We start from the raw sequence: 25,972 nt of genomic DNA, 5'->3' as shown, positions 1-25,972 counted from the left end.
CAGGGGGCGGTTGGAGGCAGTTGGGGTGGTCGCGGTGGTGCTCGCATTCGAGGCGGCCCAGGCGTCGGCTCACCGGCGGCGGTCAGGCGGAGCCGTCGGCTCACCGGCGGCGGTCAGGCGGAGGCTAGGCGGCGGGATAGGAGGCCGGCGGCGAAGACGGGGGCGAAGCCGAAGACGGTCATCGCGAGCGCCGGCCAGACGCCGCCGGAGCGGAACGTCGCCGGCTCGCGCAGCACTCCCCCGTCGGGGCGCGGGCGGCGCGGCACGAGTGTGAGCACGCCGGCCAGCCCGGCCACGCCGATCGCCACCACGACCCAGAACGTGGCCCGCCGGCCGTACGACTGGCCGATCCACGTGCCGAGCGGCACGCCCACGACGTTCGCGGGCGTGAGGCCGGTGAACATCAGGGCGATGGCGCCGGCCCGCTCGCGCGGCTCCACCAGGCCGGCGGCCACGACCGAGCCGACGCCGAAGTACGCGCCGTGCGCGTAGGCCGACAGGAACCGGCCGGCCATGAGCACCACGTACGTGGGCGCCAGCGCCGATAGCGCGTTCCCGACGATGAACAGCACCATCAACGACAGCAGCATCGTCTTGCGCGACAGCCGCGCGCCGAGCGTGGTCGGCGGCGGCCCGCCGAGGGCGTAGCCGGACACGAGCAGCCCAGCGGCCGGGATGTCACCCCGAAGCCGGACGCCACGTCGGGCACACGTCGGGCAGCAGCCCGTTGATGATGAACCCCGTTGATGATGAACTCGGTGGTGCCGATGCCAAAGGCGCTGATCGCAAGGGCGAACAGGGCGAGCGGCATACAATACTCCTCAGAAGGCATTAGTGAGCGTACGCATTATTTGCGCATGCCGACTAGCTGACCATGCAAGCCTGCCGAGGAGACGGTCGCGTGACCCTCGCCGATGACGCCGTGGAGGCGCGCGCCCAGGGCTGGCGCACGCTCGCGGCGCTGCACGCCACCATCGAAGAACGGCTGGAGAAGGCGCTTCAGAAGAGCCACGGCCTCAGCGTGAGCGAGTACACCGTGCTGGACGTCCTGGCCAGGCAGGACGGCCGGCACATGCGCATGCAGCAGCTCGCCAGGGCCGTGGTGCTCAGCCAGAGCGCCACGACCCGGCTGGTGACGCGCTTGGAGAAGCGCGAGCTGCTACGGCGCTACCTGTGCGAGGACGACCGGCGCGGCATCTACTCCGAGGTGACGCAGGCCGGCTTCGACCTGCTCGGCCAGGCGCGCCCCACGCACGACGCGGTGCTGAAGGAAGTGCTCGACGAGGCCGCCGAGCTGCCCGAGCTCGCCCCGCTCGTCGCGGTGATCAGGGCTTGACGTTGCTCTGGATCTCGCCGACCGGGACGTCCCGGCTGGTGCTGACCTCGACGGGCTCGAACTGCACCGGCACCGTGTTGCCCGCCACCTCCACCGGCCACACGGTGGAGACCGTCAGCGTGTACTTCTCGCCCGGCTGATCGACCGACGAGCGCAGGTAGCGCACGCCGCACGAGAACTCGCCGCCCTGCGTGAACGGCGTGCCCGAGGCACCGCAGCCCGTCTCGGTCACCTCGGCGCGATCGTTCGACGTGCCCGGGTCGATCTTGATCTCCTTCAGCGTGGCGACGAGGGTCACGCTCATGACGCCCGGGATGGACGCCGTGACGGTGCGGCGCGGCTCGCCGATGCCTTCGAGCCACACCCAGGTGGGCAGGTTGACGTAGCTCTTGGCGTCGGGGCTCAGCTTGATCGTGCCCTTGGGCACGGTGATCGCGGCCCGCGCGATCTCGGCGAGCTGCTCGACCGTGATGCCCGACGGCGGGGTGGTGTTCGGCGGGACGAAGATGAAGCGTTCGAGGCTGGCCCAGCAGGCCGCGCCGTTGGGGTCGGCCTTGTTGTAGGCGGGCACCCACCACAGCCCTTCCTGGCCCAGCTTGTCCTTGAACGGCTGGATGAACTCGCGGAAGCCGTCGGTGTCGGCCCGCGTCCTGTTGCCGCGCGGGTCGGAGATCTGCCGGAACATGTCCTCGGCGTTCGCGGCCGGCTCGTACCAGCAGGGCCGCTTGATCCGGAAGCCGTCGCCCTCGCCGCCCTTGGATCCGGAGATCTTGATGGTGTCCGTGGAGAGGTCGACGAACCTGGTGCGCCCCTGGCCACCGCCCCGGACGTCCACGTCGGGCCGGTCACGGCCATCCGGAGGCGCCTGGAAGCCGGTCACCAGGACGCCCGCCATCAGCGCGGAGATCAGCGTCTTCATCAGGCACACCGCCCCCCGCCCGTCTGCGAGCTCCTGATGCGCCACACCCCGTCGCCGGAGCGGTGCGCGAGCACGGTCTCGGTGTACGGCTTGCGCATCCAGGTCGGCTGGCGCGCGATGGGCTTGCCGGTCCTGGCGGAGACCACCGTGACGTCCGACTCGTCGACGCAGGCGTTGACCTGGGCGCCCTTGCCGTCGAAGACGGCGGCGACCTCCACGTCGTACAGGCGCGCGGTGCCGCGGATCGTCTCGCCCTCATCGGTGAAGGCGCGGATCCACTGGCTGATGCGCTCCTCCGCCTCGAACTCCATGTTCTCGCCGTAACCGGACTTGCCCTCCGCGATGGCCCTGCGGACGCCGACGTAGAAGTCGACCATGACCTTGTGCAGCGGGTCGGGCTTGGGCGGCCAGTCGATCCTGATCCGCAGGCCGTCGCCGACGTTGACCGTCTGCGTGCCGGTCGGGACGGACGCCGGGGTCGCCGTGTTCCCGGGTTCCTTGCTCTCCGCCGGTTCCGATTGCGGCGGATCGGACTCCGGCTCCGTGGCCGCGGGACTCCGCTCGGGTGCGGGCGGCGCGGCCTCCTGGGGCCGGTACGGGGGATCCGCCGCGGCGCACCCGGCCGCGAGCGTTAAGGCGAGCACTATCGCCGTACGTCTCATGCAGATGACTCCCTCACCACATGCATGCGCCACGTGGGCAGCAGCTCTTCGATCAGTGCCTCTGTCTCGGGCGCCATCCCGCCGCCGTAGGGGTGGGATGCCGCCCTGCGCGTCAGGCCCTCGACGACGGCGCGCAGGCGCACGATGTCCTCGGTGGCGTGCGTGGCCCGCAGCAGGTCGCGCCAGAGGCTCTCGTCGTCGGGCGCGAGCAGCAGCGCCGCGCGTACGGCGGACACCGCCGCGTCCGGCCGTCCCTGGGCGAGCCGGATCTCGCACAGCTGGTGCGCGGCGTCGGCGACCGCGGCCGTGACGTCGTACTCCAGGTCGTCGGCGGCCAGCCAGGCGTAGCCGCCGGGGCGGCGGCCGGCCAGCAGCGGGCCTCTGACCAGGCTGAGCGCCTTCTCCAGCAGCACGGCGCCGGTCGTGGGGTCGCCCTGCGCGCGGCGTACCAGCTCGCGGAAGAGCGCCCAGTCCGTACGCACCCCCGGCCCCAGGCTGAGCCGCCCGGCGGCGTCGGTGCGCAGATGCTCGGGACCGAGCCATTCCGCGACCCTGGCGATGGTGGCGTCCCTGACGATGTCCTGCACGCCGCGCGGCCACAGGACACCGCCGAGCACCACCGGATGCACGCCGCCGACGTGCGTGGCCAGGTAGACCAGCAGTTCGGCGGCCAGCCCCATGCGGCCCTCCTCCAGCGGGGGCAGGCCGGCGATCTCGATGGGGCCGAGTATCCGCACCTCGATCTCGGGCTGCTGGAGCGCGTCCAGCGGCTCGGGCTCGCTGACGGGCTCGCCGTCGAGGCGGTCGGCGGTGCGGAACAGGTCGATCAGGGCGCGGTAGTGGCGGCGCGGCAGGAGCTGGGCCTTCACCTCGAAGCCCAGCTCGGCGATCCTCGCCCGGCCGTCGTCGCCGATCTCCAGCGTCCAGGTGGCGTGCGGCACGTCGCCCGCCACCACGTAGCCCGCGGTGTCGCGGCGGGCCAGCAGTGCCAGCCTGCGCGCCTCCTCGTGGGTGGGCGCCACCGCCGACAGCAGGTAGTGGGCGCGGCGCGGGCTGCCGGTGATGCGCCCGGTCAGCACCTCCCTGCGCGGCGCGGCGCCGGCCTCCAGCTCGGGCAGCACCTCGGCGAGGCTGCCGACCGCCCTGATCCGGTCGGGCGCGATCGCGGTCAGCTCCTCGCCGAAGCCGACGAGCGTGATGCGCATTCGGTCGGACCAGCGGTTGGTGGCCAGCTCGACGGCGAGCGCGGCGAGCGCGGCGGTGGTCTGCGCGCCGCGCACGTTGATCAGGCCCTGCGCGGCCTCCAGGTCGATGAGCACGCGCCCGCCGGCGTCGGTGCCGATCGACACCAGGCCCGGGTACGGTGCGCCGCCCGCCTGCGACCTGTCCACCGGGTCGGGCAGCAGGCGGCCCTCGTGCGCGGGCAGCCGCCAGACCTGGCCGCCGTCCACGGCCGTCCACGGCGCGGGCGGGTCCGGGTCCGGCGGGTGGATCCACAGGTCGAGGTTGCGGGGCGACAGGTGGGCGCCGTACACGGTGGGCGGGGTGCGGCGGCGCGCGGCCAGCTCGGCGCCCAGCATGCGCAGCCCGACGTCCAGGACGCGGGCGCCGGGCGCGTCGCTGCCGATCCGCAGCGCGACCTCGGCCTGCGCGGCGTCGTCGTGGGGGCGGGCGATGCGGCGGCCGAACACCCGCCGCCAGAGCTGTTCGCGGCGCCTGCCCGCGAGCACGAACAGCAGGCCCGCGGCGGCCAGGGAGGCGGCGGCGAGGTAGTCGATCAGCTCGCCGTCATGACGCTCCTGGATGACCGGCTGCTGCTCCTGCCGATCCTGGCGCTGCTCCTGCCGGTCCTGGCGTTCCTGGCCCTGATCCTGACGCTGATCCTGGCGCTGGTCCTGCCGGCCCGGCCGCTCCTGCCGGTCCTGACGCTGCTCCTGAGCGCCGGGCTTGACGTGCTTGCCCTTCGGCACCGCCGCGCGGCCGGGATGCTCGCGCAGCGTCTGCTCGCGCGGCTGGTCGGCGGGGACGATGTGCACGTTGCGCGCGTCGTCCGGCATGTCGAGCACCCAGCCGGGCCTGATCAGGTCGGCGATCTTCAGCCGGGAGCCGTCGGGCTGCACCTTCGACTCGTTGAGCCGGTAGATCTCGTGGTAGCGGCGGCCGTCGCCCAGGCACTTCTCCGCGATCTCCCACAGGCTCTCGTGATGGCGGCCGAGCGGCGGCTGCACCACGTACACCTTCTTGGTCTTGGGGGTCTCCAGCGTCTGCTCGACCAGCGGCGCCGAGTACGCGACCGCCGTCACCGGCGGCGCGGCCGGGGTGGGCGACGGCTTGACCAGCGGCACCACCATCGCGCCCGCCGTGAACAGCAGCAGCGCGGCGGAGACGAGCTTGTTGGCGATGAACTGGGTGCCGCCGGAGAGCGGGACCCTGGCGGGCATGCCGACCCTGCGGACCCCGGCGTACACCTCGACGACCACGCACACGAAGAGCTGGAACCAGGCCAGCCAGACCAGCAGCACCAGCACCGCGATGATCGTGCTCGGGCCGACGCTGCCGGTCAGCACGTCGAGGTCGAGCAGCTCGGGCCTGATCGGCGGCCCGACGAAGGTGAGCAGCGCGTACGGCACGCCGCCCACCAGCCCCACCAGCACGACCAGCGCGGCGAGGCCGGTCAGCACGTCACCGGCGCTGCGCCTGCCCCTGGCGCGCGTGGCTGCGCGGGCCGGGACACGCCGTCCGTGGTGACGCGCAGGCTCTCGCGTCGGCATCGCCTCTCCTTTCCCCGGGTTCAGGGTCGTGCCTGTGACGTCCCCGCATCCATCGACCGGCGGGTTTCGGTCTATCTCGCTTCGGGCGCGGCGCCGGCCTCGCCGGTCATCTCGGCGCCGGAGAAGCCGATCGCGCCGAGGAAGAACGCCTCCCACCGGGCCGTCACGGTGACCGTCACCTGTGCCTGGCCATCGACGGTGCACGCGCCAAAGCGGACGTCGTCGGCGCCCTGAGCGGCGACGATCTCCTCGGCCCGCGCGCACACCTGGTCCTCGCCGAGCAGCCGGGTCTCGCCGGTCTGCCTGAGGTGGTCGACGTCGAGCTGGTCGGCGGCGCCCCGCGCGGCCTGCTCGGCCACGTCGGCGGCGCGCAGCCGGGCGTTGATCGCCGAGCCGCCGTCCACCAGCAGCCCGGCGAGCAGGAACACGACGACGGAGAACAGCACGGTGAACACCGACATGGAGCCGCGCTCTCCCCGCTTCACTCGACCCTCCTGAACTGCTCGAGTGGCACCACGGCGGTGCCCGTGAGCCGCTTGGTGCCGCCGAAGCCGAGGAAGGCGAGGTCCAGCTCGCACGTCACCTCGGCCTGGACGTGCCCGCCCTGCTCCCACTGCGAGCCGTCGAGCGAGACGGCGGAGGATCGGCAGCGGTCGCCGAGCACGCCGGCGAGTATCGCCTCGGCGGCGGATTCCGCGTCGTCGAACGTGCGCTGCACGGACGCGGCCCTGGCGGCGTCGCGCGCCGCCCCGTTGACCCGGCCTTGCGCCTCGACCAGCACTCCCGCGCCGGCCAGGAACATGAGGAACAGCAGGAAGACCGGGGCGAGCATGACGGTCTCCACCGCCATCGAGCCGCGCTCGGCGGTCCCGGCCCGGGCGGCGGTCATCGGCAGTCCTCGCCGCCGTTGTCGGGGCGGAAGCACTCCACGGGCCCGCCGGAGGTGGCGGTGATCGTGAAGGCCAGCTCCGGCAGCAGCGGGATCACCTGGACGGCGCTGCCGGTCACGGTGACGAACCGCTCGTCGGGCTCCTTCTCGGAGGTCGTGGCCGTGGCCTCGCGCAGCAGGCTGGGCCCGACCGTACGGATGATCTCGGTGGCCTTGCCGGTGGCCGCGCCCTCCCAGTCGCCGGAGTCGAACGGCGCCGCCCTGGCCACGCGGGCTCCCTCCCTGGCCGCCGCCTCGGCGACCTGACGGGCGTGGAACCACAGGGCGACCTGCACGATGAGCAGCACGGTCGCGAGGATGACCGGCATGAGCATGGCCAGCTCGATCACCGTCGCGCCGCGCTCACCGCGTCGCGGCCGGGCTCTCACGGGGCGTCGTCACCTCCGCCGCCGCCACCGCCGAAGCTCTGCTCGATCTGGGCCTGCTGGTTCTGCACCAGCGTCCTGATCAGGGCGGCCAGGCCGAGCGCGACGCCGGCGATGATCGCGGTGATGATCACCCATTCGACGGCGGAGGCGCCGCGGGTGGGCGCGGTGCGGGCACGGTGAACGCGCACGCCGAGGTACGCGGTGAGATAGACGATCCACGGATGGTCGCGCATCAGACCCCCAACATCTTCATAGCGGCGGGAAAACTGAGGAAGATCACGAAACCTGCGCAGAGCAGGAGCTGGGCCACGAGCATCGACTGCGAGCGTTCGCCCGCCCGGCCCTCGATCTCGGCGAGCTCGCGGCGGCGCAGGGTGGCTGCCCTGGCCGTGAGCGAGGCGCGCACCTTCGCGCCGTCGTCGGCGACCAGGCCGAGCGCCGCCGACAGGTCGCGCAGCTCGTCGACGTTGATCTCCTCGCCGAGCTGCCCGAGCGCCTGCCACGGCGTGATGCCGACGATCCGCGCCCCGCTGAGGGCGTCGCGGATGCGGCCCATCGCCCAGTTGGGCTGCTCGCCGCTGACCGAGACGGCCATCATCAGCGCCTCGGGGACGCCGCGGCCGCCGGCCAGGTTCATGGCCACGAGGTCGAGGAACGCTCCCACGACGTGGCGGAAGTCGCGCCGCTTGGCCGCCGCGTCCCGCTTCACCTGCAGATCGGGCAGGAAGAAGAAGACCACGGCCGCAAGCAGCGCGGCCCAGAACGGGATGGCCGGATCGGCTCCCCACCCCATGAGCACGAGCCAGCCGAGCAGCAGCGGGAACGCGAGCAGCCCGCTGGCGGCCAGCAGCGCCTTGGTGGCGAGGAACGCCTCCCACGAGCGGCCGAGCAGCGCCAGGTCGGCCTTGACCGACCTGACCTCCCAGCCGCGGGCGGCGTACAGGGCGGCCAGCCGGGCCCCGAGCCCCCGGCGGAACGCGCTGACCTCCTCGTCGGGCAGCGCGAGCTGGATGCGCGGGGCGCCGGACTCCTCGCGTACGGCGTCCAGCGCGAGCAGCCGCGCCACCAGGCCAGGCCGGGCCGGGAAGAGCGCCCTGAACAGCACGAACAGGCCGAGCCCGAGCACCGCTCCGGCGAGCGCGCCCTCAACCACGGCCACCACCTCCTCCTCCTGCGGCTCCGGCCGGCGCCGCAGCCGGGGCGCCGTTCCGCTGGTCCGCCGCCGCGCCGCCCATCAGCAGGCGGGTGGGCTTGTCGAACCTGGCCAGTCGCCGCATCCACATGAACCCGGCGCCGAACAGCCCGGCCACGACCACCAGCACGGCCTGGCCGAGGGCGCTTCCGTACTCCTTGACGTAGTCGGGGTTGAAGACCACGAGCAGCCCGGCGAAGACCAGCGCGGTGATCACCACGATCTGCACGCTGCGCCGGGTGGAGCGGCGCTCGGCCTCGACGCGGCGGCGCATGTCGAGCTCCTCGCGGGCCGAGACGGCCAGCGCGCTGAGCACGTCGCGCAGGCCGGGGCCGCGCAGCTTGGAGTTGAGGATGAGCGCGGCCACGACGAGGTCGGCCGAGGGGTCGTCGAGGTCGTCGGCGAAGCGGGCCAGCGCCTCGGGCAGCGCCATCCTCGTGTGCAGCCGGTCGATGAGGGCCCGTAGCGGCGCTCTGAGCGAGGGCGCGGCGGCCCTGATGGACGACGGGATGGCCTGTTCGAGCCCGGCGGCGCCGGCGATGGTGTCGCGCAGCGACTCGGTCCAGGCGGCCAGCCCTTCCAGGCGGCGCATGGCGGCGCGCTCCTCCGCGGCGCCGCCGGCCAGGCCGCGCCAGGCGAAGACGAGCAGCACCGTGCCGACGGCGGCGACCGGCCACCGGGTGACGACCAGGACGAGCGCGGCGGCGACGGCGGCCACGGCGGCGCGGGTGGTCAGCATCTTGACCATGTGGCGCTTGGGCTGGGACGGGCGGGGGCGCACGCCGTACAGGGCGACGATGAACAGGAACACCCCGCCGCCCGCCACGGCGCCGGCGAGCAGCGCCAGCGGATCGATCGTGAACGGCATGCTCACCAGCCCCCCGGGTGGTAGCCGTGCGCCATCAGCTCTTCCAGGCAGGACACCGGCGCGTGCGGGACGGCGCCGCCGTCCGGCCCCGGCACGAAGACCTCGCTGGACAGCACGCGCCCGTCGCAGCCGTTGACCTCGCGGATGCTGGAGACGTAGCGGCGCAGCCTGCCGCCGCGGTGGTAGTCGTTGCGCTTTTCGATGAAGACCACGAAGTCGATGGCGCCCGCGATGAGCATGTGGGTGGCGTCGATCGGCAGACGCTCCGAGGCCTGCAGCGCGTACGTGGCGATGCGGTTGAAGACCTCCATGCTGGAGTTCGCGTGGATGGTCGACAGGGAGCCGTCGTTGCCCTGGGTCATCGCGTTGAGCATGGTGACGATCTCGTCGCCGAGGACCTCGCCGACGATGACGCGGCTGGGGTTCATGCGCAGCGAGCGGCGTACCAGCTCGGCCATGGAGATCTCGCCCTGGCCCTCGGAGTTGGGCAGGCGCTGCTCGAAGGCGACGACGTTGGGATGCAGCTCGGGGAACTGGTCGAGGCCGAGCTCCAGGGCGCGCTCGACGGTGATGAGGCGCTCGTTCGGGGGGATCTCGTTGGCCAGGGCGCGCAGCAGCGTGGTCTTCCCCGCGTTCGTGGAGCCGGCGATCATGATGTTCTTGCGGGCGGCGACGGCCGCCGAGAGGAAGCGCCCCACGTCCGGGCTCAGAGTGCCGTTGCCGACGAGGTCGGACAGGAAGACCTTGCCGAGGCGGGCGCGGCGGATCGAGATCGCGGGCCTGACCGTGACGTCCATGACCGCGCTGAGCCGGGAGCCGTCGGGCAGCCGCAGGTCGAGCTGGGGGTTGGCGGTGTCGAACGGCCGGCTCGACAGCCCCGAGTACGCCGCGAGGATCTGGATCAGCTCGATGAGCTCCTCGTCGGAGTCGGCGACCGGGTCGTGCATCAGCTCCTGGCCGTCGGCGTAGCTGACGAAGACCTTGTCGCAGCCGTTGATGTCGATGTTCTCCACCTGGGGGTCGTCGAGCAGCGGCTGGAGCCGGCCCACGCCGAACAGCGCGGCGTGGATGCCGGCCGCCAGCGCCTCTTCCTCCTCCACGGTGGGCGGGGTGCGTCCTGAGCCGATCTCGTTGCGGGCGTGCTCCTCCAGCACCTGCGAGATGAGCGCCCTGGCGAACTGGCGCTCGTCCTCGCCGGTCATCGGGGGCAGCCCGTTGGCCTGGTCGAGCCGGCGCTGGTGCGCCAGGCGGTCGCCGACCTCCTGGCGGAAACGCTTGACGAGCGAGTGGTCGATCATCGGTGGCTCACCAGCTTCGCCGCGAGGTCGCGGGCCGTACGGATGAGGAGCGAGCGGTCGAGCCGCCCGCCCCACTGGCCGCGCAGCAGCTCGGCGCCCTTGGGGTCGTGGGCGAGGCCGTGCACGAACTGGACGGTGGGGCCGACGATCCTGCGGACGTCCTCGATCGAGCCCCGGTAGTTGCGCGGGTCGGCGATCACGACGACGCCGTGCGCCTTGGTGATCTGCAGCCGCTCGCGCAGGTGGGCGACGTGGTCGAGAGTGGCCCTGGTGAACAGCACGACCTGCTCGGCCTCGGCCATCAGGTCGCCGATCTGCGGGTACGCGCCCAGGCGGCCGCAGTCGGCGATGACGTCGGCGCCCGGTATGGCGGCAAGCGCCCTGCCGAGCGGTCCCCACAGCCAGGTGAGCCCGGCCGCCTGCTCGCCGTGGCCGAGCCCGACGAGCACGTCCAGACCGCCGACGATCTTCTGGGTGTGCTGCTGGATCTGCGCCGGCACCAGCCCGCGCCGCGCGGTGGCGCCGAGGCTGAGCAGCCCCTTGGCAGGGTTCAGCACGCCGCCGCCGGCGGCGGGCAGCCGGTAGGCGAGGTCGCCGCCCGCGGGGTCGCATTCGGCGAGCAGCACCGGGCGCGGCCATACCGCCGCCAGTGCCGTGGCGGCGGTGGTCACCCCCGGCGCGCCCTTGTCGGCGGCCAGAACGATGAGCCCCACGTCAGCGCGCTCCCGGAAGCTCGGCCACCGCGACCTCGCCCGCGGAGGCGGCCGCCACGATCTCCGGCGCCGCCGCGGCGTCGACGACCACGGTGATCTGTCCTGACGCGGAGTTCTTCGCGCGTTCGCTCACCTCGAAAACGAGGGCGTTCGCGGCGAGCACGCGGCTTTCTCCCTGGCTCGACCGGCTCGGTACGAAAATGACCTGAACGCGATCGCCTTCTTCCACTCCGGCCGGGATTTGCCCGGCCTTGAGCGACAATCCGACGGTCGCTTTTCCTTCGCGGAGCTCGCTGCTCGCCTTCGCGGTCATCCGCTCGGTCAGCAGCGTGCCCGGCAGGAGCGTGACGGTGGCGAAGGTTTCGGCCACCTTCTTACGGTGCGACCACGCGATGAAGTCGATGCCGGTATTGGCGATCTTCACTTCTTCGAGTGCCGACTCGGGGATTTTCTGGCCCGCACCGACCTGCTGCGTGACGCGGATGGCGGACACCCGGTTTCCGCTGTTGAGCACGAGCATGGTCGTGGCCAGCGCCCCGCCCAGGATCAGCAGGACGGCCAGCGCGGCGAGCGCCGGCTTGCGTTCCCTGGGTGGTACGGGGAGCTTGCGCGAGGCAGGGCCGGACAGCCCCGCCGCGTTCGCGGCAGGCTTTTCACTGGTCCTCATGGGTGGGGGGCTCCAGGAGTGAATTGCGGAATTCACGCCATTATGCGGGGAACACTCCGGCGGAGGTGGCGGAATTCGGTGACCCATGCTTCTTTCGCAGGTGACTCGATGTCAAGCCGGATTCATCGATGCCACTTGTTTCTACCGAGTTGACGAATCTCGAAATTTCCGGCAAGCGGTCTCGATGGCCACACGAGTCACATCGTTCACAGCTTTTTCGAGAATGCGGCCGATTGCTTTACCGCTCGCCATGCCGTTCCCGTCAACAGGCGCACCCGGCCACGTTCCGGACGCTACCTTGGGCGCCCTGAGTCGACCGAGGAGACGGCACCATGCGGATCATGCTCACCGTGGTCGGCGGGCAGGGCGATCGCGACGTCGTGATCGACGCCGACGACGGGCTCACGGTGGCCGCGCTCAGCGCGGCACTCGGCGACGAGAAGCCGCTGGCCGACGTCGTACGGCTGCCGCAGGCGCGGGGCACCCATGCGCGGGCGCCGTACGCGCCGGTCACCGCGGGCGCCCGCGTGCCCAGGCCGCGCCGGCCGGAACGCTCCGACATGGGGCCGCCCGTCCTGTGGCGCGACGGCCGCCCGCTCGACCCGGCCGCCCGGGTCACCGCCGTGCTGCGCGACGGCGACAAGGTGACGCTCGACGCCAGGCTCGCCCGCGCCACGCTGATCGAGGAGCCGGACGGCGTGGCGGAGGTGCGCGTGGTCGGCGGCCCGGCCGCGGGAGCCGTGCACCGGCTGGGGCTGGGCGTGCACGTCATCGGCTCCGACCCCATGTGCGCGATGGCGGTGGACGACCCGGCGCTCGCGCCCGAGGCGGTCACCGTACGGGTGCGGCCGGAGTCGATCACCGTGGAGCCGGCCTGGCGCCCGCCCGAGGAGGCCCCCAGGCTCAAGCTCAAGGGCCGCTGGGCCGACGAGGTCGCCGAGCTGACCGCGCGGACCGCGGAGCGCGAGGCGGCCGCGCGGTCGGCCGGGTACGGCGAGGTCCCCGAGCTGGACGGGCAGCCGCTCACCGAGCCCGTCGAATGGCCCGACCAGGCCGTGCTGACCTGCGGCTCCTCGGTGTTCGTGCTCACCTCGATCGAGCCGGCCGACGCGCATCTCGCGCCGCGCGAGGAGGGCGGCGTCGCCTACAACCGGCCGCCCAGGCTGCACAGGCCACAGCCGCAGCGCGCGTTCGTCAAGCCGAAGCCGCCTGCCAGGAGCGAGGGCATGCGGCTGCAGCTGCTCGCCGCGTTCCTGCCCGCCGTGCTCGGCCTGACGCTCGCGATCGCGCTCAATCAGTGGTACTACCTGCTCGTCGCGTTCATGACGCCGATCATCATGATCGGTCAGTGGTGGAGCGACCGGCGGCACGGCAAGAAGCAGTACAAGAAGGCGCTCAAGGAGCACCAGGAGGAGGTGCGGGCGTACGAGGAGGCCGTGGAGCGGGCCCGCGCCGCCGACGAGGCCGCGCGCCGGGCCGACGCGCCCGACCCCGCGCAGGTGCTGCTGACCGCGACGGGGCCGCGCCGGCGGCTGTGGGAGCGCCGCATCCACGACTCCGACGCGCTGCGGCTGCGGGTCGGGCTCGCCGACCTGCCCGCCGACCTGGAGCTGAAGGAGGAGCAGGGCGGGCCCATCGACCCGCCGATCTGCCGGTCGGTGCCGGTGGCGCTGCCGATGCGGCGGCTCGGCGTGGCGGGCGTGACCGGGCCGCGCACGGCGGCGACCGGCCTGGCCTCCTGGCTGATCGCGCAGGCGGCGACCCTGCACAGCCCGCGGGATCTCACCATCGTGGTGGTGTCGGCGCACGCCGACGCCGAGCGGCGCTGGGGCTGGCTGCGCTGGCTGCCGCACTGCGCGCCGCAGGCCGGCCAGGAGTGCGTGGCGCTGGTGGGCACCGACCCCGAGTCGGCCGCCCGCCGGGTCTCCGAGCTGGCCGCGCTCATCGACGAGCGGCAGAACACCACGATCCCCGAGCTGGGCAAGGTGCCGACCGGCTGGGACGACCTCGGCGGGCCGGAGAAGCCCGCCTTCTCCTCCTACGACGTGCGCCCGTACGACGTGCTGGTGATCCTCGACGGCGCCCAGGTGCTGCGCGGGCTGCCGAACATGCCGCAGGTGCTGCGCCAGGGGCCGCGCTCCGGCGTGTTCACGCTCGCCATCGACGAGGACCAGCGCCTGCTGCCCGAGGAGTGCCAGACGGTGGCCGCGTGCGGCGAGGACGGGTTCGTCCACCTGCGCGGCGGCGGACTGGACGTGATCGGCCCCGTGCTGGCCGACCAGGTCTCGCCCGCCTGGTGCGACCGGCTGGCCAGGGCGCTCGCCCCCATCCGCGACGTGAGCAGGGACGACCCCGGCGGCAACCTGCCGGGCGCGGCCCGCCTGCTCGACCTGATGGGCATGCAGGTCCCCTCGGCGGCCGAGCTGGCCGCCGGATGGGGGCCGCGCGGCACCACGAAGGCGCTCATCGGGGTGGGCCCGGACGGGCTGTTCTCGGTGGACCTCAAGCTCGACGGCCCGCACGGCCTGATCGCCGGCACCACGGGCGCCGGTAAATCGGAGCTGCTGCAGACGCTGATCTGCTCGCTGGCGGTGGCCAACCGGCCCGACCAGCTCACGTTCGTGCTCATCGACTACAAGGGCGGCGCGGCCTTCAAGGAGTGCGTACGCCTGCCGCACACGGTCGGCATGGTCACCGACCTGGACGGCCACCTGACCCAGCGGGCGCTCGACTCGCTGGCCGCCGAGCTACGGCGCAGGGAGCGGCTGCTGAACTCGGCGGGCGCCAAGGACATCGACGACTACGAGGGGCCCGGCATGCCCCGGCTGGTGCTCATCATCGACGAGTTCGCCGCGCTGGTGGCCGAGCTGCCCGACTTCGTGAACGGCCTGGTGGACATCGCCCGCAGAGGCCGCTCGCTCGGCATCCACCTGATCCTGGCCACGCAGCGGCCGGCGGGCGTGGTGACGGCCGACATCCAGGCCAACACGTCGCTGCGCATCGCGCTGCGGGTGACCGAGCCCGCCGAGTCTGCCGACGTCATCGACGTGCCCGACGCGGCGCACATCTCCAAGTCCACGCCAGGCCGCTGCTACGTCCGCTCGGGTGTGGACGCGGCGGTGGCCGTGCAGACCGCCAGGGTCGGCGGGCGCGGGCCCGTGGCCGGTGCGGACGACGGCGCGGCCCGGGTGCGGGTGCTCGACGTGGGCTGGCGCGCGCTGGGCAAGCCGCTGCCGCCGCCCCCTCGGCACGAGGAGGAGGACAACGCGGTCACGGACCTGTCGCTGGTCGCCGACGCGCTGATCGAGGCCGCCGAGCTGGCGGGCGTGCCCAGGCAGCCGAGCCCGTGGCTGGAGCCGCTGCCCGAGCGGTTCGTGCTCGACCTCCCTGACGAGGTGCCGGCGTACGCGCCCGGCGAGGAGTTCGAGGAGGTGCGGCCGCTGCCGTTCGGGATCAGCGACCGGCCGTGGATGCAGGACAGGCAGCCGCTGGTGCTCGACCTCGCGCACGGCGGTCACCTGCTCATCGCCGGCTCGGCGCGCAGCGGGCGCTCGACGGCGCTGCGCACGATCGCGGGCTCGATCGCCGCGTACGCGCCGCCCGAGGACGTGCACGTGCACGCCGTGGACTGCGGCTCGGGCGCGCTGCTGCCGCTGGTGGCCATGCCGCACTGCGGCGCGGTGATCACCCGCGACCAGCTCGACCGGGTGGAGCGCCTGCTCAACCGGCTGCGCGACGAGGTCGGCCGCCGCCAGCAGCTGCTGGCCGAGGCCGGGCACGCCTCGCTCGCCGAGTACCGGCAGGCCGGGCACCGGCTGCCGTGGCTGGTGTTCATGCTCGACCGGTGGGAGGGCTTCGTGGCCGCGTTCGAGGGCTACGACTACGGCCGGCTCATCGACGCGCTGCTGCAGCTCTTGCGCGAGGGCCCGGCCGTGGGGCTGCGCGCGGTGGTCACCAGCGACCGTTCGGGGCTGCTCGGCCAGGTGTCCACGGTCTTCGACGACCGGCTGCTGCTGCGGCTGTCCGACTCCGCCGACTACGGGCTCGCCGGCTTCCCGCTCAAGGGCCTGCCGTCGGCGCTGCCGCCCGGACGGGTGCTGTCGATGGCCGAGCACGGCATCGTCGAGCATCAGATCGCGCTGCTCGCCCCCGACCCCGCCGGTCCCGCGCAGGTGGCGGCGCTGCAGGCGCTGGCGCGCAAGGCGGGCCCCGCAACCGGGCGGCGCTGGCCCGGCGGGCCGCCGCTGCGGGTGGACGCGCTGCCGCTGCGCATCACCGCCGCGCAGGCGATGGAGCTGGACCCCGAGTTCAGCCCGCCGTCGCCGCTGTGGGCGCTGATCGGCGCGGGCGGCGACGCGCTCGCGCCGATGGGCCTGGACCTGCTGACCCAGGGCCCTGGCGCGGTGATCGCCGGGCCGTCGCGCTCGGGACGCTCGTCGGTGCTGATGACCGCGGCCCGGTCGCTGATCGCGCGTGGCACGCCGGTCATCGCCGTCGCGCCCAGGCGCAGCCCGCTGCGGGACCTGGAGGGGGCCGTGGCGGTGCTGGACGGCGAGGCGACCGGGCTGCCCGAGCTGGTGGCCGACCTGCACGACTACGTGGTGCTGGTGGACGACGCCGAGCTGGTCAACCCGGACGGGCCGCTGGGCACGGCGCTGGAGGAGGTGCTGCGCTCGGGCAGGGACGGCGACCACGGCCTGCTGATCGCGGGGACGACCGGGGATCTCGCGGTGGCCTACCGGGGGTTCGTGGCCGAGACGCGTAAGGCGCGTACCGGGGTGCTGCTCTCGGTGCAGGGGCAGACCGACGGCGACCTGTTCTCGATCAGGCTGCCGCGCGGCGCGACGGGCGGGCCGCAGGGGCGCGGCCTCCTGGTGACGGCGGGGACGATCACGCCGATCCAGGCGGCCCTGCCGGACGACTGACCGCCCCGCCCACCTCACCCGACCAGCCCGTCCGACCGCTCGGCCCGCTCCCCGCCGCGACCGGATGCTCACGGTTCCTGCCGGACTGTCACCACATATCCCGAAAAATCGACTCATTCCGGTGAACATCCCGCGGAACCGCTAGCCGAACAATGATCGGACTGGCAGGCTTCCATGCCGTGCGTAACAAGATCCTCTTGGCGAGCGCGTGTGCCACCGCCGTGCTCCCCCTCCTCTGGACGTCCCCCGCATCCGCGTCCACCGCGAGCGCCGGCGTCACATACCAGCTGCCCTTCCCCTGCGGCGAGAAGTGGGTGGGCAGCAGCAAGAGCTCAGCTCACACCGCCGGCTACGAGATCGACTTCAACGGCAGCGCCACGGACGGCGACGCCGACCTCGGGCGCACCGTGGTCGCCGCGGCGGCCGGCAAGGTCGTGATGTCGGAGTACCGGACCACCGACGGCTTCGGCAACGTGGTGAAGATCCAGCACTCCGACGGCACGGTCACCCTGTACGCCCACCTCAACAGCCGCTCGGTCGCCAAGGGCGCGAGCGTCAAGCAGGGCCAGAAGATCGGCACGGTCGGCAAGACGTCGGCCAAGTACAAGCTGGCCGCGCACCTGCACTACGAGCTGCGCACCTCCGCCGGCAAGATCATTCCCGCCACCTTCAACGGCACCAAGTTCAGCTACCCGAACCAGACGTTGACCTCGAAGAACTGCGGTGGCGGCGGCACGACGGGCCAGAAGCCCGCCACCGGCGGCAACAAGTACACCGCCACCCAGGTCTGCGGCGCGGGATTCAAGGAGATCGACTCGGCCACGCTGAAGGGCCAGGGCCGCGTCGTGCTGCTCTACAACGCCTCCACCGGCCAGAACTGCGTGGTCACGCTGCGCAACAACGGCTCGGGCAAGGCCAACATGACCGCCTACCTGGAGGTCAAGGGCAAGAAGCGGCAGACCGACAAGGGCAGCTTCCAGTACTACGCGGGCCCGATCCGCGCCGCGGCGAAGAGCACCTGCGTCAAGTGGGGCGGCTCGATCGGCAGCACCAAGTACGACAGCCCGTTCGAGCACTGCGGCTGACGCTCGCGCGCGTGGCCCTGCCGCCTCAGTGGTGCCGATGGGACTGCTGGGACGGCAGGGCCTTTATGCTGAAGCGCGGGTTTTGTCGCAGGGAGGTGCCGTGCAGACCAAAAAGGACCTGTATCAGGCCCACCGGCTGCAGCAGCAGCGACTCGGCATGGCCCTGTTGCAGGGCGAGCCCGACGTGGCCGAGCCGCCCACCCGGCGGCAGAACGTCGCGACCTTCGGCGGCATCCTCGTCGGAGTGCTGATCATGGCCGTGTTCGGCATCTGGGGCATGATCAAGCCGGGCAACGCCACCAAGCTCACCGATCCCGGGCAGCTGCTCGTCGAGGAGGAGAGCGGCGCCAAGTACATCTACAGCGAGCAGCAGCGCCGCCTGCTGCCGGTGGCCAACTACGTCTCGGCGCGGCTGGTGCTCGACTCGCCGGAGATCACGACCAGGATGGTGACCGCGGCCTCGCTGGCCGGCTTCGCGCGCGGGCCGCTCATCGGCATCTCCGGCGCGCCCGACTCGCTGCCGGTCAAGGAGAAGCTGGTCAAGGCGCCCTGGTCGGTGTGCGTGGCGGAGGGGCCCGACAAGCTCAACGGGACGAAGTCGTACACGACCCTGGTGGGCGGGCAGGACGTCGGCGGCCGGCCGATCGGCACGGACGCGATGCTGGTCACCGACGGCCGGCAGAACTGGCTCATCTGGGGCGAGCGCCGCATGCGCGTGCCCGCGCACGGCGTGCGGGCGCTGAACGCGCAGCCCAGGAAGGTGCCGACGGCCTGGCTCAACGCGCTGCCCATGGGCCACGACTTCGACGGCCCGCAGGTGCCGCAGCGCGGCAAGAGGATCCGCGGCGCCGGCACGGTCGGCCAGGTCTTCACGGTACCGGCCGTGCAGGGCACGCCGGGGCGCTACTACGTGCTGCTCGCCGATGGGTTCGCGCCGATCTCGCAGGTCCAGGCCATGCTCCTGCTGGAGAACCCCGTGAGCAAGAAGGCGTACGGCAAGTCCGCCGTCAAGGCCATCACCATCGACGCCGCCTCCGCCAACGCCTCGCCCTCCCGTACGAACGTCATGGACACCTCCTTGCCGCAGATGATGCCGAAGGTGATCGGCGTCTCCGGCTCGGTGCCGCTGTGCATCGTGTACGGCGGCACGCAGTCGGGCTCGCTGGCCACCAAGGTGACGGCAGGCAGTAAGATCCAGATCCCCACTCCGGCCTCCTCGGCCGTGCAGGGCAAGTTCGACCAGATCCTGCTGCCGCCCGGCAGCGCGGTCGTGGCCGGCCTGCTGCCCGGCGAGGGCCAGCTCGACGCGGTGACCAGCTCGATGTCGCTGATCACCGACCAGGGCGTGCGCTACCCGCTGCCGTCGGGCGACGTGCTGGGCAAGCTGGGCTACGACGCGGGCGACGTCGCGCCGGTGCCGGCGAGCATCATGCACGCGATTCCCGAGGGACCGGCGCTCGACCCCGCCGCAGCCTGGACGCCGCTGACGCCGGGCAGCAAGTAGGCCGGACGGCGAGCAAGACCGAGCCGGCGGGCAAGCCGGGCCGGACGCGGCGGCGGCCCGATGCGACCCGCCGCGCGCCGCGGGACTCCGGCCCGGAAGCTAGAGACTCCGGCCCGGAAGCGGCGGGACTCCAGCCCGGAAGCGGCGGGACTCCGGCTCAGAAGCCGAACTCGGGGATCGGCGACTTCTTGAGCTCGCTCTGGTCCAGTTCGGCGCCCGGCAGGGTGTCGAAGTTCCCCGACGAGGGGTTGTACATCGCGCTGGCCTCGAGCAGGTTCGGAGTCTCGCCCTTCACGGCCTTCAGGCCCGGCAGGTCGTGCGTGAACTGGCTGTAGGCCACACTCGCCGCGGTCAGCAGGAGCGAGCCCTTGAGCATGAACTTGACGTGGTTCTTGAGCAGCTGCATCCCCATCTCATGCAGGACCCGCACGTCCATCATCGTTTGCTGCATGATGGCGGCATTGGCGATCGGATTGACCCTGGACACCAGCACGAGGGCGGCCATGAGGTCGATCAGAAGGCCGACGAGCGTGAAGAACCCGAGGGCAGCCGTGCTCCACTGGGCCGAGACCTCCAGCGTGTTGCCGGCCGCCTGCCGGTTCCTGTCGAGCTGCTCCAGGTGCTTGTCGAGCACCTCGGCCTTCTCCTTGAAGGCGGCGTAGGACAGGCCCTTCCAGTCCTCCTTGCCGACCTCTTCGACCAGCTTCTTGAGCTCGGCCCGCAGGGTCGCGATGTCGCCTCCGCCGCCCGCGGCCGGCTCCTTGCCGTCGGCGGCCTCCACGCCGACCGGGGTCTTGTCGAGCCACTGCTCGGCGGCCCGCTGCTGCTCGGGCGGGTCCATGTTGAACAGGTGCATGATGGCGACCACCGGTGCCGCGTACGGTATGACGGCCATGGCCGCCGTGGCGCTCCACAGCGCCGACTTGAACAAGGAGAGCTCGGTCTCGTAGGCCATGCTCTACTCCTCCTCGCTGCGGATGACGGCGGGACCTGCCTCTTCGTCGAAGCCCCAGGTGCTCTCGTCCTCGCTCAGGTACGGTCCGCTCTCGCCGGTCTTCTCCTCCCGGTTGCCGGCCGCGGCGCCGCCCATGGGCGGCGGGTAGATGGGCATGCCGGAGTTCAGCGCCCTGGAGATGCTGCCCGGCGGTGGGGTGCCGCCCGCCGCGCCGCCGCCGGAGCCACCGAACCCCACGCCGCCCTCGGGATACAGGCTCGTCCGCGGCATGCCGCTCGTCGCGCGCGGGTCGAAGGCGGTGGCGTCGGGCATCCGCGCCTGGGGGATCTGGTTGGCGAGGTTGCGGTCGATGCCGGCCAGGTCGGTGGGCGACGGCTGGTTGATCCCCTTCAGGTCGGGGTTGTTGAGTTCAGGGTTGTTGAGCGCTGGGTTGTTGAGCTCAGGGTTGTTGAGCGCGGGGTTCTGCAGATTGGGGTCGTTCAGGCCAGGGTTCTGCAGGTTCGGGTCGTTGATGCCGGGGTTCTGCAGGTTCGGATCGTTCAACCCGGGGTTTTGAAGGTTCGGGTCGTTCGGATCGGGGATCTGCAGGTTCGAATCGTTCGGGTCGGGGATGTCGGCGCCGATGTCGTCGAGGTCGCGCCCGCCCTGCGGATCGAGGGCATTGGGGTCGGGCGTCGGCATGCCGAACCCTTCGGGCATATCGGTGTCGAACGACCCGGGCATCTCCGGAGTCATGGGCGTCTTGATCCCGCCGCCGTTCAGCCCGCCGCCGACCTTCCGATTGATCTTGCTGGCCTCCTCGGCGGTCTCACCGTTGGTGGCGATGTCGTTGATCGCCTGCCGCCAGGACTCCAGCACCTCCTTGCCCTGCGCGAACGCGTCGGCGGCGGCGTCGCGCACGGACCGGTGCGCCACGTTCAGACCGCCGCCGATCAGGCCGAAGGTGAACGTGTGCATGTCGATCGCCCGGGTCTTGTCGCTCAGGGACTGCATGCTCGGGGCGTAGTCGCCGACGTTCTTCCCCAGCTTCCGCACGCTGGAGTACTTCATGTGGAACTCGGGGTCCTTCTCGGCGGGCCCGAACGAGCCGAGTGCGCCCCCGGCATTCCCTAGAGCGGTAGAGAACGGGTCACTTCCGGACGATGAGTTCGACATACGCCCCCCTAGTCACATCGCACCCGAGACACGTTATCGGCCAAATCAGCACCTTCCATCCCATTGATATGGAAAATTAACGTGATCACGTGCGACCCTAGTGACCGATCTTCACTACTGTGACGACCGTGCCGACAGCGCGCGGTCGGCGGTAGTAAGCCGACCAGCAAGGAAGGGAGAGCCTGTGGGCGCTGAACCGCAGACTCAAGTAAGCCAATCCGATCTCATCGCGGCGGTGCAGCGCATCGAGGACGCGGCGCTCCGTCTGCGCGCCATCCAGCGCAACCTCGACAACGCCGGCATCGAGCTCAAGCACAGCTGGGTCGGTCAGTCGGAGGCGGCCTTCGCCGCCGTGCACAAGATCTGGCACGAGCGCTTCGACAAGGTGATGGAGAGCCTGCAGCGGCTGGCCGAGAACATCACGACCAGCAACAAGAACTACGTCCAGTTCAACCAGGAGCGCGCGGAGGCGACCAACAAGATCGCCGCTGCGATCAACGCCGGTTTCAACAGCCGTCTCTGACGCACTCCGGAGGACAACATGCCTGCAGAAGACATCTTCGATATCACAAAGGTCAACTTCTCCGGCCTGGGCAAGGGCGAGGAAGCCTTCGCCAAGGCCTTCAACGACATGGTCACCTGCCTCGAAGACCTCGAGCGCGACCTGCTGGCCAAGAGCGCGATCTGGCAGGGCCAGACCAAGCAGGTCTTCGACGAGGTCCGTCAGCTCTGGCAGGCCGAGGCCCGCGACATGTCGCAGTTCGTCGAGGCGCTCAAGACGAACATCAACGTCACGAACCTGAACATGCAGCAGGTCGAGATGATCAACAGCCGGATCTTCGACCACAGGTAAGACCCGTGCGTACGCGCCGGGGCCCTGAGGAAGGGGGAGCATGGGCACCGATCGTGGAGTGGACCTCAGCAGGCGAGCGATCAAGGCGGCGAAAGCGGACCTGGAGGAAGCCCTCGGCAAACTGGCCCCGGAGAAGACCGACGACAAGGACAGCACGGTGACGCCGGTCTTCCAAGAGGGTGGCGCGGTCCGCCGCCTGAGCAGCGACCCCGAGGCCATGTCCGGCTTCTGGCCGGCCGCGTACGGCTTTCAGACGAGCGCGTACAACGGCATCACAGCGGTCACCAGCGCGTACGCCGGTATCGTCACCCAGCTGGAGAGCGCGATCGAGCTTCTCGAGCAGGTACTGAAGAACTACGACGGCGCCGAGCTGGACAGTTCCCAGCGTTCGAACGCCCTGAAGGCGTGAGCGTCCGATGGAGCAGAGATCACCCATCAGGGCGCAGATCGACCAGACGGAGTTCGACGGTGCCACCACGGAGATGGTGCGCCAGGCGCTGACCGCCAACAAGCCGTCGATGCTCCGCGACGCGGCGGGTGAGATGCTCACCGCCAAAAGGCGCCTCGACGACCTCGTCGAGGTGATCGACCGGCACCTGCGCGCGCTGGACGAGCGCTGGACCACGGGCGAGGACGCCAAGACGGTCAAGAAAGCGCTGCGCGCGCTGCGCGGCGCGGCCGCCGACGTGTCCACCACGATCAGCGACCAGCCCGTGGACGCCAAGCAGTGCCCGGCGCACCCCAAGGGCGTCGCCCCGGCGCTCACGCTGCAGGCGCACACGCTGGCCGCCTTACGCGGGGATCAACTGCCCGAGACGCCCGACCGCGACGTCTCCATCCTGGAGGGCGCCCTCCAGGGAGGGGCGGCGGGAGCGGCCGTGGGCGTGTTCGGCGGTGGAGTCGGCGCGTTGATCGGCGGCGGCATCGGCCTGATCGCCGGCGGTGTCACGGCCATCTTCACCGACGGCCCCTTCTTCAACTTCATCGGGGATTCGAAGGAGGAACAGGACAGGAAGGCAGCCAAGGAGTTCCTCCGGGTGCTCAGCGAGGCCACCGCGGCCAACAACCAGGTGTTCCCCGCGGAGCTGCGGACCGACATCCCGGTGTTCGACGCGCCGCCGGTCACCCCCCCGGGGTACACCTACGACGGCCCCGGCTTCGGCGACGGAAAGGTCAACGGGGCGGCGGCGGACCTGGCCGGCTTGGACGTCCCCAACCAGGACGGCCTCTTCGACCCCAGCCAGCACCGGATCCCCGGCATGGACGGGCTCGGCGGCCTCGTCAACGAGCACGACGGCACCGGCCTGAACGGGACCGGGCTCGACGGCGTGAACGTCCCCGACGGCTCCGGCCTGGACGGCACGGGCACGGACGGGACGGGCACGGACGGGACGGGCCAGAACGGCGCCGGGCTCGACGGGACGAACGCGCTCAACGGCGTGAACGTCCCCGACGCCACCGGGCTCGACGGCACCACCGGCCTGCCCGACCCGCCGAGCACCTCGCTCGCCAGCCTGCCGGACCCGTCACAGTTCGGCGGCCACCCCAACCCCAATCTCGGCGGCACCCCCGCCACCACCGGGATCGGCAGCGGCTACGTCACCGGGCCGGGCACGGGAGGCGGTGGCGGCTACGGCGGCGCTTTCGGCGGCGTGGGCGCCGGCGGTGGTGCGGCCGCGGCCGGTATGCGCGGCCTGGGCGGCCTGGGCGGCGGCACGCCGATGATGCCGTTCGTCCCCGCGGGCGGCCAGAAGCGGGAGGAACGGAAGAACGAGATGGAGCGGGCCGCGTACGTATGGGACGACGAAGACTACTTCACCAGCGATGTGCCGACCATCGACCCGCACATCACCGGTGATGCGAAAGGCAGGGCATGAGACCGGCTGACGACGGCGGATCCCCCGTTCCCGAGCTGGAACTGGCCAAGGATTTCCCCGGCATCGAGGACGACGGGCGCGGCCCGTACGTCGACCACACCGAGGTCAGGAAGATCGTCTCGCGGCTGCGCGAGCAGCTCGGCGCACTGCGCGGCAGCGCGCCCGCGAGCATGAGCGCCACCTGGAGCGGCCCCGGCACGATCGGCGAGGTGTCGGGGCTGGGCAACGTCGGCCCCACCGAGACCGGGTCGTGGGAGGTGGCCAGCAACTTCGGCTACAACACCCAGCAGGCGTACAAGGTGTTCGGCGGCAGCTACGGGCAGCTCATCGACTACGTCGAGAAGTGGGCCGACGCGGTGGAGCGGGCCATCGCGAACTACGAGAAGGGTCACGCCGACAGCAGTGCGTGAGAAGCGGCAGGGATGAGATATGGCCGATCAGTGGGAGCCCATCAGGATCTACAGCTACCTGGGCGCCACCAAACCCGACATCAGCGTCACCCGCGAGCGCGTGGTCAACTACCTGAACGGCACCGACCCCGACAGCGTCGAGGCCGCCGGTAAGAGCTACGTCGAAGCGGCCAAGCTGATCAAGGGCGAGGGCGGCGTGCAGGGCGCGCTGATGAAGGCGGCCAAGGACCTGTCGGAGGTGTGGCGCGGCCCGAGCGCCCGGCAGGCGATGAAGGCGCTGCGGCTGCTGCACGCCAGCGCGGGCGCGCTCGGCGATGCCATGCAGAAGACCGGCGAGCCGATGAAGAAGTACGCCGAGCGGGTCAGGCACTACCGCTCGACCGTCCCCGGCCCTGCGCTGGCTCCCGGCCTCGTCAACCAGGGCGTGACGAACGGGCAGTCCGGCGGCACCGGCACGGACGGCACCGCGCCGCCCCTGATCACGGGCAGCGGCCTGAACGGCAACGCGCAGTACACGCCGCTGGCGCCGCTGGCCGACGAGCAGGCCAGGCGGCACCTGGAGAACCTCAACGTCGAGATCGTCGACATCAACCTGCAGATCGCCGAGGGCCTGGCCTTCCAGCTCCCGGAGATCACGCCGCTGACCGTGAACACCCAGCCGGCCAAGAAACTGCACGTGCCCGAAGTCACCGAGACCTCGGGCAGCGGCGGCGACGGCCGGTGGACCGGCGGCTCCGGCTCTGAGGGCTCCTACGGCACCGGCGGCTCGGGCCACACGGGCGGCTCCGGCACCGGCGGCACGGGCTCCGGCTCGAACGGCGACGGTTCGAACGGCACCGGCTCGAACGGCACCGGCTCGAACGGCACCGGCTCTGACGGCACCGGCGGCACCGGCGACGGCACCACCAAGCCGCAGGACCCGGGCGGGCAGCAGGACGACCCGTCCAACGGCGGCGACCCCACCACCCAGCAGCCGGGCACGGGCGACCAGCAGCAGCAACAGCCCGGCCAGGACCAGCAGCAACAGCAACAACAGCCCGGGCAGGACGAGGCCCCCGCGGTCATCGGCGGCCCCGGCAACCAGCGCACGGAGCTGGCGCAGACGCCCACGGCGACCCAGCCGCCGCCCACGACGACCACGCCGAACCCGTACACCGCGACGCCGAACCCGTACGTCTCGACGCCGCCCACGATCTTCCCGAACACCCAGCCGCCGGGAGGCACGCCGTACGGCGGCACGGGCGCGGGCCCCTGGTACGGCGGGAGCGGCGCCCCTGCCACCAGCCCGTCCGTGCTGCGCAGCACGCCGGGCGCCGGGAACGGCTTCATGGCCTTCCCGCCCGGCGCGATGGGCGCCGCGGGGCAGAATAACGGCGAGGAGCGCACCAGGGAGTACTACGACTCCGAGACCGACCTCTGGGCTTCCCCGGTGCAGACCAGCCCGGACAAGCTCGGCTGAGCGGCG

General features: G+C 71.8%; 25 protein-coding genes. 10 read left to right on the top strand and 15 right to left on the bottom strand.

Annotation, left to right across the window (positions count from 1 at the left end):
* Positions 1 to 113: 113 nt before the first annotated feature.
* A complete protein-coding gene (locus ACGFIM_RS22240) occupies positions 114 to 656 on the bottom strand; it encodes an MFS transporter (protein ID WP_393203091.1) in 543 nt (180 codons plus the stop codon).
* 245 nt (positions 657 to 901) lie between these two features.
* Between ACGFIM_RS22240 and ACGFIM_RS22235 the strand changes: the two genes are divergently transcribed.
* Entirely contained in the window at positions 902 to 1,336 is a 435-nt protein-coding gene (locus tag ACGFIM_RS22235) for a MarR family winged helix-turn-helix transcriptional regulator (protein WP_393203089.1), read from the top strand.
* Here the strand turns inward: ACGFIM_RS22235 and ACGFIM_RS22230 are convergent.
* The 12 genes from ACGFIM_RS22230 to ACGFIM_RS22175 all read right to left on the bottom strand — a co-directional run bounded on the left by ACGFIM_RS22230 (position 1,326) and on the right by ACGFIM_RS22175 (position 11,743).
* A complete protein-coding gene (locus ACGFIM_RS22230; protein WP_393203087.1) occupies positions 1,326 to 2,255 on the bottom strand; it encodes a hypothetical protein in 930 nt (309 codons plus the stop codon). The genes ACGFIM_RS22235 and ACGFIM_RS22230 overlap by 11 nt on opposite strands.
* A complete protein-coding gene (locus tag ACGFIM_RS22225; RefSeq protein ID WP_393203085.1) occupies positions 2,255 to 2,917 on the bottom strand; it encodes a hypothetical protein in 663 nt (220 codons plus the stop codon). Before ACGFIM_RS22225 ends, ACGFIM_RS22230 begins: the two co-directional genes overlap by 1 nt.
* Positions 2,914 to 5,688: a BTAD domain-containing putative transcriptional regulator gene (locus tag ACGFIM_RS22220; protein WP_393203083.1), complete on the bottom strand. Its 2,775-nt coding sequence runs from the start codon at positions 5,686 to 5,688 to the stop codon at positions 2,914 to 2,916. The genes ACGFIM_RS22225 and ACGFIM_RS22220 overlap by 4 nt, the downstream gene beginning before the upstream one ends.
* Before the next feature lie 71 nt (positions 5,689 to 5,759).
* Complete coding sequence (locus ACGFIM_RS22215; protein ID WP_393203081.1) at positions 5,760 to 6,173, bottom strand: flp pilus-assembly TadE/G-like family protein; 414 nt, start codon at positions 6,171 to 6,173, stop codon at positions 5,760 to 5,762.
* A complete protein-coding gene (locus ACGFIM_RS22210) occupies positions 6,170 to 6,577 on the bottom strand; it encodes a TadE/TadG family type IV pilus assembly protein (protein WP_393203079.1) in 408 nt (135 codons plus the stop codon). Before ACGFIM_RS22210 ends, ACGFIM_RS22215 begins: the two co-directional genes overlap by 4 nt.
* Complete coding sequence (locus ACGFIM_RS22205) at positions 6,574 to 7,005, bottom strand: TadE/TadG family type IV pilus assembly protein (protein WP_393203077.1); 432 nt, start codon at positions 7,003 to 7,005, stop codon at positions 6,574 to 6,576. The genes ACGFIM_RS22210 and ACGFIM_RS22205 overlap by 4 nt, the downstream gene beginning before the upstream one ends.
* On the bottom strand, positions 7,002 to 7,238 hold the full coding sequence (locus ACGFIM_RS22200; protein ID WP_393203075.1) for a hypothetical protein: 237 nt from the start codon (positions 7,236 to 7,238) through the stop codon (positions 7,002 to 7,004). The genes ACGFIM_RS22205 and ACGFIM_RS22200 overlap by 4 nt, the downstream gene beginning before the upstream one ends.
* Positions 7,238 to 8,164: a type II secretion system F family protein gene (locus tag ACGFIM_RS22195; protein ID WP_393203073.1), complete on the bottom strand. Its 927-nt coding sequence runs from the start codon at positions 8,162 to 8,164 to the stop codon at positions 7,238 to 7,240. The genes ACGFIM_RS22200 and ACGFIM_RS22195 overlap by 1 nt, the downstream gene beginning before the upstream one ends.
* Positions 8,151 to 9,065 carry a type II secretion system F family protein gene (locus ACGFIM_RS22190; protein ID WP_393203071.1) on the bottom strand — a complete coding sequence of 305 codons (915 nt, stop codon included), beginning with the start codon at positions 9,063 to 9,065 and terminating at the stop codon, positions 8,151 to 8,153. The genes ACGFIM_RS22195 and ACGFIM_RS22190 overlap by 14 nt, the downstream gene beginning before the upstream one ends.
* Before the next feature lie 2 nt (positions 9,066 to 9,067).
* Positions 9,068 to 10,363 carry a CpaF family protein gene (locus ACGFIM_RS22185; protein ID WP_393203069.1) on the bottom strand — a complete coding sequence of 432 codons (1,296 nt, stop codon included), beginning with the start codon at positions 10,361 to 10,363 and terminating at the stop codon, positions 9,068 to 9,070.
* Positions 10,360 to 11,076 (bottom strand): hypothetical protein, encoded by a 717-nt coding sequence (locus tag ACGFIM_RS22180; RefSeq protein WP_393203067.1) that lies wholly within the window; start codon positions 11,074 to 11,076, stop codon positions 10,360 to 10,362. Before ACGFIM_RS22180 ends, ACGFIM_RS22185 begins: the two co-directional genes overlap by 4 nt.
* Before the next feature lies 1 nt (position 11,077).
* Positions 11,078 to 11,743 carry a hypothetical protein gene (locus tag ACGFIM_RS22175; RefSeq protein ID WP_393203065.1) on the bottom strand — a complete coding sequence of 222 codons (666 nt, stop codon included), beginning with the start codon at positions 11,741 to 11,743 and terminating at the stop codon, positions 11,078 to 11,080.
* A 332-nt stretch (positions 11,744 to 12,075) separates the two neighbouring features.
* On the opposite strand from ACGFIM_RS22175, the gene ACGFIM_RS22170 reads away from it, so the two are divergent.
* The 3 genes from ACGFIM_RS22170 (at position 12,076) to eccB (ending at position 19,257) form a co-directional block, all read left to right on the top strand.
* Complete coding sequence (locus tag ACGFIM_RS22170) at positions 12,076 to 16,668, top strand: FtsK/SpoIIIE domain-containing protein (protein WP_393203063.1); 4,593 nt, start codon at positions 12,076 to 12,078, stop codon at positions 16,666 to 16,668.
* Between the two features lie 197 nt (positions 16,669 to 16,865).
* Positions 16,866 to 17,753: a M23 family metallopeptidase gene (locus ACGFIM_RS22165; RefSeq protein ID WP_393203061.1), complete on the top strand. Its 888-nt coding sequence runs from the start codon at positions 16,866 to 16,868 to the stop codon at positions 17,751 to 17,753.
* Positions 17,754 to 17,853: 100 nt separating this feature from the next.
* Positions 17,854 to 19,257, top strand: a complete 1,404-nt coding sequence (gene eccB, locus ACGFIM_RS22160) for a type VII secretion protein EccB (protein ID WP_393203059.1) — start codon at positions 17,854 to 17,856, stop codon at positions 19,255 to 19,257.
* A gap of 157 nt (positions 19,258 to 19,414) precedes the next feature.
* Here eccB and ACGFIM_RS22155 read toward each other — a convergent pair whose 3' ends face one another.
* Together ACGFIM_RS22155 and ACGFIM_RS22150 are read right to left on the bottom strand one after the other, a co-directional pair.
* The gene (locus tag ACGFIM_RS22155; RefSeq protein WP_393203057.1) at positions 19,415 to 20,212 is read right to left on the bottom strand and encodes a hypothetical protein; all 798 of its coding nucleotides are present in this window, start codon (positions 20,210 to 20,212) and stop codon (positions 19,415 to 19,417) included.
* Between the two features lie 3 nt (positions 20,213 to 20,215).
* The gene (locus ACGFIM_RS22150; RefSeq protein ID WP_393203055.1) at positions 20,216 to 21,262 is read right to left on the bottom strand and encodes a hypothetical protein; all 1,047 of its coding nucleotides are present in this window, start codon (positions 21,260 to 21,262) and stop codon (positions 20,216 to 20,218) included.
* A 205-nt stretch (positions 21,263 to 21,467) separates the two neighbouring features.
* On the opposite strand from ACGFIM_RS22150, the gene ACGFIM_RS22145 reads away from it, so the two are divergent.
* From ACGFIM_RS22145 to ACGFIM_RS22120, 6 genes are read left to right on the top strand one after another with little or no spacing between them, the layout of a single operon-like run.
* Positions 21,468 to 21,890: a WXG100 family type VII secretion target gene (locus ACGFIM_RS22145; RefSeq protein WP_393203053.1), complete on the top strand. Its 423-nt coding sequence runs from the start codon at positions 21,468 to 21,470 to the stop codon at positions 21,888 to 21,890.
* Between the two features lie 18 nt (positions 21,891 to 21,908).
* A complete protein-coding gene (locus tag ACGFIM_RS22140; RefSeq protein WP_393203051.1) occupies positions 21,909 to 22,220 on the top strand; it encodes a WXG100 family type VII secretion target in 312 nt (103 codons plus the stop codon).
* 40 nt (positions 22,221 to 22,260) lie between these two features.
* Complete coding sequence (locus ACGFIM_RS22135; protein WP_393203049.1) at positions 22,261 to 22,629, top strand: hypothetical protein; 369 nt, start codon at positions 22,261 to 22,263, stop codon at positions 22,627 to 22,629.
* 7 nt (positions 22,630 to 22,636) lie between these two features.
* The gene (locus ACGFIM_RS22130; RefSeq protein WP_393203047.1) at positions 22,637 to 24,097 is read left to right on the top strand and encodes a hypothetical protein; all 1,461 of its coding nucleotides are present in this window, start codon (positions 22,637 to 22,639) and stop codon (positions 24,095 to 24,097) included.
* A complete protein-coding gene (locus ACGFIM_RS22125; RefSeq protein WP_393203045.1) occupies positions 24,094 to 24,507 on the top strand; it encodes a hypothetical protein in 414 nt (137 codons plus the stop codon). The genes ACGFIM_RS22130 and ACGFIM_RS22125 overlap by 4 nt, the downstream gene beginning before the upstream one ends.
* Positions 24,508 to 24,526: 19 nt before the next feature.
* A complete protein-coding gene (locus ACGFIM_RS22120; protein WP_393203043.1) occupies positions 24,527 to 25,966 on the top strand; it encodes a hypothetical protein in 1,440 nt (479 codons plus the stop codon).
* Positions 25,967 to 25,972: the final 6 nt, after the last annotated feature.

The sequence above is a fragment of the Nonomuraea sp. NPDC049309 genome, assembly GCF_043196965.1.
Classification (GTDB): Bacteria; Actinomycetota; Actinomycetes; order Streptosporangiales; family Streptosporangiaceae; genus Nonomuraea; species Nonomuraea fastidiosa.
Note: the sequence above shows the minus strand (reverse complement) of the source record. Positions and strands in the feature narration are given on the sequence as shown.